This window comes from Acinetobacter sp. YH16053 (genome assembly GCF_013417035.1).
Taxonomy (GTDB): Bacteria; Pseudomonadota; Gammaproteobacteria; order Pseudomonadales; family Moraxellaceae; genus Acinetobacter; species Acinetobacter towneri.
The window spans coordinates 1-2,936 of sequence record NZ_VPEP01000055.1 but is presented as its reverse complement, the minus strand read 5'-3'; the positions used below and the strand labels follow the sequence as shown (position 1 = coordinate 2,936).

At 50.6% G+C, this 2,936-nt stretch carries 1 rRNA gene; it reads left to right on the top strand.

Annotated elements, in window-relative coordinates:
* Nucleotides 1–25: 25 nt before the first annotated feature.
* A 23S ribosomal RNA gene (locus FTV43_RS14540) occupies nucleotides 26–2,918 on the top strand.
* Nucleotides 2,919–2,936 lie beyond the last annotated feature (18 nt).

Sequence of the window (2,936 nt, the reverse complement as noted above, 5' to 3'; positions counted from 1 at the left end):
TATTAACGACTGTTTGGGGTTGTATAGTCAAGTAATTAAGTGCATGTGGTGGATGCCTTGGCAGTCAGAGGCGAAGAAAGACGTGATAGCCTGCGAAAAGCTCCGGGGAGGCGGCAAATATCCTTTGATCCGGAGATTTCTGAATGGGGAAACCCACCTACCTTAAGGTAGGTATCGTATGATGAATACATAGTCATACGAAGCGAACGCGGGGAAGTGAAACATCTCAGTACCCGTAGGAAAAGAAATCAATTGAGATTCCCTCAGTAGCGGCGAGCGAAAGGGGAAAAGCCCATTAAGTTATGTGTGTTTTAGTGGAATGCTCTGGGAAGTGCAACCATAGTGGGTGATAGTCCTGTACACGAAAGGGCACACATAATGATGACGAGTAGGGCGAGGCACGTGAAACCTTGTCTGAATATGGGGGGACCATCCTCCAAGGCTAAATACTCCTGACTGACCGATAGTGAACCAGTACCGTGAGGGAAAGGCGAAAAGAACCCCTGTGAGGGGAGTGAAATAGATCCTGAAACCGCATGCATACAAGCAGTGGGAGCCGACTTGTTCGGTGACTGCGTACCTTTTGTATAATGGGTCAGCGACTTATATTCAGTAGCGAGGTTAACCGAATAGGGGAGCCGTAGAGAAATCGAGTCTTAATAGGGCGTATAGTTGCTGGGTATAGACCCGAAACCGGGTGATCTATCCATGAGCAGGTTGAAGGTTGGGTAACACTAACTGGAGGACCGAACCCACTGTCGTTGAAAAGCCAGGGGATGACTTGTGGATAGGGGTGAAAGGCTAATCAAACTCGGTGATAGCTGGTTCTCCCCGAAAGCTATTTAGGTAGCGCCTCGGACGAATACCATTGGGGGTAGAGCACTGTTTCGGCTAGGGGGTCATCCCGACTTACCAAACCGATGCAAACTCCGAATACCAATGAGTACTATCCGGGAGACAGACTGCGGGTGCTAACGTCCGTAGTCAAGAGGAAAACAATCCAGACCGCCAGCTAAGGCCCCAAAATCATAGTTAAGTGGGAAACGATGTGGGAAGGCATAGACAGCTAGGAGGTTGGCTTAGAAGCAGCCACCCTTTAAAGAAAGCGTAATAGCTCACTAGTCGAGTCGGCCTGCGCGGAAGATGTAACGGGGCTAAAACTATGTGCCGAAGCTGCGGATGTATACATTGTATACGTGGTAGGGGAGCGTTCTGTAAGCCGATGAAGGTGGATTGAGAAGTCTGCTGGAGGTATCAGAAGTGCGAATGCTGACGTGAGTAACGACAAAACGGGTGAAAAACCCGTTCGCTGAAAGACCAAGGGTTCCAGTCCAACGTTAATCGGGGCTGGGTGAGTCGACCCCTAAGGCGAGGCCGAGAGGCGTAGTCGATGGGAAATTGGTTAATATTCCAATACTTCAGTGTAATGCGATGAGAGGACGGAGAAGGTTAAGTCAGCCTGGCGTTGGTTGTCCAGGTGAAAGGAAGTAGGCATGCATCTTAGGCAAATCCGGGGTGCTCTATGCTGAGATCTGATAGCAAGCTGTACTTGTACAGTGAAGTGGCTGATACCCTGCTTCCAGGAAAAGTCTCTAAGCTTCAGTTACACTGGAATCGTACCCGAAACCGACACAGGTGGTCAGGTCGAGTAGACCAAAGCGCTTGAGAGAACTCTGCTGAAGGAACTAGGCAAAATGGTACCGTAACTTCGGGAGAAGGTACGCTGTTGATGGTGATAGGACTTGCTCCTTGAGCTGTCGACAGCCTCAGAAACCAGGCCGCTGCAACTGTTTATTAAAAACATAGCACTCTGCAAACACGAAAGTGGACGTATAGGGTGTGATGCCTGCCCGGTGCTGGAAGGTTAATTGATGGGGTTAGCGTAAGCGAAGCTCTTGATCGAAGCCCCAGTAAACGGCGGCCGTAACTATAACGGTCCTAAGGTAGCGAAATTCCTTGTCGGGTAAGTTCCGACCTGCACGAATGGCATAATGATGGCGGCGCTGTCTCCAGCAGAGGCTCAGTGAAATCGAATTCGCCGTGAAGATGCGGTGTACCCGCGGCTAGACGGAAAGACCCCGTGAACCTTTACTGCAGCTTGACATTGAACTTTGACCTTACTTGTGTAGGATAGGTGGGAGGCTTTGAAACTCGGACGCTAGTTCGAGTGGAGCCGTCCTTGAAATACCACCCTGGTAATGTTGAGGTTCTAACTCTGTCCCGTTATCCGGGACGAGGACCATGTCTGGTGGGTAGTTTGACTGGGGCGGTCTCCTCCTAAAGAGTAACGGAGGAGTACGAAGGTGCGCTCAGCGTGGTCGGAAATCACGCGTAGAGTATAAAGGCAAAAGCGCGCTTAACTGCGAGACCCACAAGTCGAGCAGGTACGAAAGTAGGTCTTAGTGATCCGGTGGTTCTGTATGGAAGGGCCATCGCTCAACGGATAAAAGGTACTCTGGGGATAACAGGCTGATACCGCCCAAGAGTTCATATCGACGGCGGTGTTTGGCACCTCGATGTCGGCTCATCTCATCCTGGGGCTGAAGCAGGTCCCAAGGGTATGGCTGTTCGCCATTTAAAGAGGTACGCGAGCTGGGTTTAGAACGTCGTGAGACAGTTCGGTCCCTATCTACCGTGGGCGCTGGAAATTTGAGAGGATCTGCTCCTAGTACGAGAGGACCAGAGTGGACGAACCTCTGGTGTACCGGTTGTGACGCCAGTCGCATCGCCGGGTAGCTATGTTCGGAAGGGATAACCGCTGAAAGCATCTAAGCGGGAAGCCTACCTCAAGATAAGATTTCCCCGAGGCTTTATGCCTCCTAAAGAGCCGTTGAAGACTACGACGTTGATAGGTTGGATGTGGAAGCATAGCGATATGTGAAGCTGACCAATACTAATTGCTCGTGAGGCTTGACTATACAACACCCAAACAGTTG